General features: G+C 32.2%; 3 protein-coding genes. 1 reads left to right on the forward strand and 2 read right to left on the reverse strand.

Features of this window, described 5'->3' with window-relative positions; genetic code table 11:
• Positions 1-1312 precede the first annotated feature (1312 nt).
• Both NSA01_RS09655 and NSA01_RS09660 read right to left on the reverse strand, forming a co-directional pair.
• Entirely contained in the window at positions 1313-1564 is a 252-nt protein-coding gene (locus NSA01_RS09655) for a hypothetical protein (RefSeq protein ID WP_257481250.1), read from the reverse strand.
• A gap of 923 nt (positions 1565-2487) precedes the next feature.
• Positions 2488-3801 (reverse strand): patatin-like phospholipase family protein, encoded by a 1314-nt coding sequence (locus tag NSA01_RS09660; protein WP_257481251.1) that lies wholly within the window; start codon positions 3799-3801, stop codon positions 2488-2490.
• A gap of 202 nt (positions 3802-4003) precedes the next feature.
• Here NSA01_RS09660 and NSA01_RS09665 point away from each other — a divergent pair, with 202 nt between their 5' ends.
• Positions 4004-4321 (forward strand): terminase small subunit, encoded by a 318-nt coding sequence (locus NSA01_RS09665; protein ID WP_257481252.1) that lies wholly within the window; start codon positions 4004-4006, stop codon positions 4319-4321.
• The last annotated feature ends 450 nt before the right edge of the window (positions 4322-4771 follow it).

The raw sequence follows: 4771 nt of genomic DNA on the forward strand, positions 1-4771 counted from the left end.
TCGGCAGAAAAGATATTAAACTTACGAAGGTCATTCACCCGCATATTACCTAAAAGATATTACATATTCTTTTTTAAAGATAAAAAAGAATGAAAAAATCTCCGCTCGCCGCGGTGGCTTAGAGCTTCGCTAAAAGGGATATTAAACTTACGAAAGTCATTCACCCGCATATTACCTAAAAAAGTTGTTTGCTTATTAGTGAATAACTTCTTTATATGATAAAAGACGAGTGAAAGATGAATATAAAAAAATATCAAACTTACCAAAGTCATTCATATTCTAATCACCTAAGAGAGTTGTTTGCTTACTAGTGAATAACTTCTTTATATGATAAAGAACGAGTGAAAGACAAACATTAAAAGAAATATTAAACTTCCTGAAGTCATTCATATTCTAATCATCTGAAAGAGTTGTTTGCTTACTAGTGAATAATTACTCTAGATTTTTAATAACTGAGATTAAGAAAAGATATGAGCCTTATTAAAATCATGCACATGAAAATTATAAAAGAGCTGTTTATTATAGTTGACGATAATTTTTAATTATTAGAGATAAATATATATTTGGTATTAAAAAAGTAATATTTAGCTTATCAAAGTTATTAATCCCCAAAATATATAAGAGCTATGTTTTGTCAGTTAATAATGAAATTTACTTTTAAAGAGAAAAACATTAAGAATAGTTAAAATGGCTTTGATTTTTTATTGACCGGCATATTTAATGGTTGTTTTTTAAATGATAAATGACAGCTCCTATTTTTATAAAAGAAATGAATTAGTTTTATTAACGATGTTAATATTAAGTTTAGGATAGGCATACTCTTAGTTACCTTTAAAAGTTGTTTGATTACTAGTAAACGACGGCTCCTATTTTTATAAAAGAAATAAATCAGCATTTTCCCGAAAAGGATAAAATCAAGTTTCTTGGGATAGTTTTTACTTATGATTATATTTTTTATTATAATTGAATAAAAGAATAGTTTTCTTAAAAACCAAAATTATGTTTTGATATAAAATTAATAAAGAAGTATATAATTCCAGAAAGTCCTTTGTCTTATTTTTTAATATCTACTTTAAATAAATCAATATTGATGTTTTGATATTTAATGATTTTATGAATATATTATTAATTATTAAAAATAGTCTTTTAAATACTCCTCTGCAAAATAAAAAAGCCCCTGCACAGGGACCTATACTTTTGATAAAAAACTTATAAAGAACATATCAGATACTTATTAAATAAAAATAAGTATTACAAAACTTAAAAAGGTAATAATAGCCTTAACTAGAAAAGGCTTCAAGCTAAAAGCACTTTAAAGCAACTCTTTTATACGTTCGTAAACATCGTTTACCTTTTCCATGAAAGTCATCAAACAGCTCCCGTCTTCATGTTCGTTTAGTACACCCAGTAAGTCTTCTGCTATCAAGTCCGCTGCTTCTTCGTTCTCTTCTTTCATATCGGAATAGTCCATATCCACAAGTACCCCGATGTCGGTCTTAAAATCATCGGTATCGCTTTCACCGTCCAAATAATCTTCGATGATTTCCAAAGCTTCGTCTATCATATCTTTACCTCGCCTATGTATTTTTAATGATTATATCATGACTTATTATTCTATACAACTAAATATATTAGGACTATGCCCCTTAAAACCCTTATAAGGAACCCCATCCCTTATGAACCCTGCGAATATATTGACTGACCGAAAACTTTCAAAGAGTTTTTAATATCTTTACTTTAGTTAAGATATTACTGTGCAAAATACAGAGGTCAACATGATTTCGAAGTTATGCTGTGCAGTAAATTTTCTTAAGAAAAATTACGAATTATTCTTGTTACATAAATTCGCAAATCTTGCTAACGCAAATTTGCTCATGTTATTAAATGTGTTTCACACATCTAAAATTTTCTAAAGTAAATTTTAGAAAGCCTTCTTCGAAGTCTTTTAATAGTTACAGAATGGATAAAACGCCCCGCTGGACGCGGTGCCTGAGAACTTCGCTAAAAGAGATATTAAACTTACTGAAGTCAATCATCATCATATCACATAAAAAAGTTATTACCTTAAATATAATATAAAACTTTTCATGGTAAAGGTGCGGGACGACAAAACTTTCAAAAAATGCGGGCTGTATTCAAAAGAAACTTTCAATTTTTCCAAACGACCGCTAACCTGAACTAAATAAAAGGAAACTTTTATATTTTAATACTAAAAAAGACCTCAGAAAAGAATGAGACTGCATTCTTTTTTGTCTTACATATCTAAATCTTAATTATTATATAAAAGTTTCATTAATTTCATTTTACTTAGAAAAAACTTTGCGGGGTGTAAGAGGCGGTGCCTCTTCGATTCCCCTACAAATTTCTTCAAAAATGTAATAAATATAAAAAAACGTTCAAAGGGTGAAATATCCATGTTTTATTGTGGAAAACTGTGGATAACCTGTTGGTATGTTAATAACTTTCGGGATATTTCGGGTTTTCGCCTTAAAAATCGGATTTTTTCTTGTTGATAATCTTAGGCATAAGAGAAAAATCATCGTAATTAAGTCGGTTCATTATAATAAAAGATGTAATGAATGCTATGGTTATTTTAGGTGAAGTGGTATATAAGATAGATTCGATAAGAGAACTCCTGTTGCTTGCAAAGATTAGCAGAGAAAGAAGCGTTTTCTTGTCGAAATTCATATCCGAACTCATTGCAAGATTGAATATCCCCTCGTCCAAGAGTGAAGATATCTTTTCTTCGTTTAATATAAGTTCATTTACTTCCCTTATTACTTCGAGTCTGAACTCCTCGTATGAATATTCTTTTATCGGATCCAGTCCCACAACGTCCGCGGTTATTTCAAGTGCCGCCATAAAAAATCTTTCGTCTCTGATAGGGATATCCCCGTAGTCGTATCCGTTCCTGTCTTTATAATAATCGTTGACAAACTCTATATAACTCTTTATCCTTCTGTCGCTGATAAAAAAATTAGCAAACCTGTCGTCCATTATAAGCCTTGATATATCCTTCGGCTTAAGAGATATATCGTAATTATCAGCCGGTCTATTTACATAATAATGACTTGAGAGATATTCGTCGTTATATAACTTCGTATCCAAATATCCCTTATTTATATTTTCCTTCAGCTGTTTGCTGTTGAATAAAAACTGTCCGTAGAGAGTATGCTTGCTTATTATGGTATGGACGGTCACGTCGTCCGCTACCTTTTTCTTTGTGATATTGCTTAGAGGAGGATTTATATCCACTTCGATTATATCCTTATAGCCTCTATCTGAAAGGGGACCTCTCGGAAGATTATCATAAACTCCCCCGTCTACAAACACCTCTTCGTCTATTTCATGCCTGTAGAATATAGGATAATTTGCGCTTGCAAGGATATAATCTATCATCTTGCCCTTTGGCATATCGTCCTTGAATATGATTATAGGCTCCAATGTCGTAAGATTAAAAGTAACGACGCCGAAGTCTATATCGCTTTCTCTTATCTTCTCTTCATCCAGATTGGCTCTGAGTATTTCCTCCAATTTGGATATATCCCTTATCCTGTCCACCATGTTGCTGTCTTTGTTGTATATGGTCTCGGGAGTTATCTGTGTCCAGAGCTTTATCGCCCTTTTAAAATCCTTCTGTGCTACCAAGGCACCGTTCACGGCTCCTATACTTGTGCCGCACACCGATCTTATATTTATATTTTCTTCTATCAAAGCTCGCCATACTCCGATTTCATAGGCGCCTCTGACGCCTCCTCCTCCGAGAGCGAGAGCATAAGTCTTATTTTTGTCAAATTTCATTTTGTTACCCCTTAATGTTTATATTTACATTTTATCATAATATCTTGGCGTATTTAATAAGTATATATTAAATTAATTGTATTTTAATGTTTAAATATGTAAAAATACTTGGTGAATTTTTTCCCTTTAGGGATGATAACATTTAGATTAAATAAGCACGTCGGTGCTTATTTTTTTGTACTGCTATGTAAGGAGGGATTATTTGAAAAAAGATGAGACAAAAGAAGACTTGAGCTTAAGCGATGTTATAGAAGAAGTTAAAAAAATTGCTTTTCATAATCTTTCTGACGTGGTCATTGTGGAGAGTGAGGGGCTGGAACTAAAGGATTTTGATTTGGAAGACAGAGCCATTAAATCGGTGGAATTTACCGGAGGGAAACTAAAGCTTCAGTTTTACGATAAGCTAAGGGCTTTGGACTTACTCAGCAAAATACTTGAAAAAGATACTGCTGAAGTTTCAAAAGAGGAAGATGAAGAAGGGGTGATAGTCAATTTCAAAAATATAAGCGATTATACTTAAAACAATCAAGGCTTTGCGGGGTTTCGCCCCGCACCCCACCAAAAATTTGCTCGTCGGGTTCGCAAATCTTGCTAAAGCAAATTTGCTCATGTTATTAAATGTGTTTCACACATCTAAAATTTGCTTTAGTAAATTTTAGAAAGCCTTCTTCGAAGTCTTTTAATAGTCAAAATATGGATTAAAGGATGCCACTCATTCGCCGTGGCGGCTCTTAACGCGGTCGGATTTTGGAAAATTGCTGCCCGCAATTTCTCCAAACGACCGCTAACCCAACCCGCTTGTATAAAAGGTTTTACTAAATATTAAAGTAATAATTCTTATAAATAGATATTACTTTTGATAATTAAAAACTTACTAATAAAATCAAAAAACTTACTTAAAAAAGTGGCGGAGTAGAGTAAATCAGACATAGACAGAATAAGGAAACTCGCAAATATTCCTTTGGAAATC

This window comes from Anaerofustis stercorihominis (genome assembly GCF_024623185.1).
Lineage (GTDB): Bacteria > Bacillota > Clostridia > Eubacteriales > Anaerofustaceae > Anaerofustis.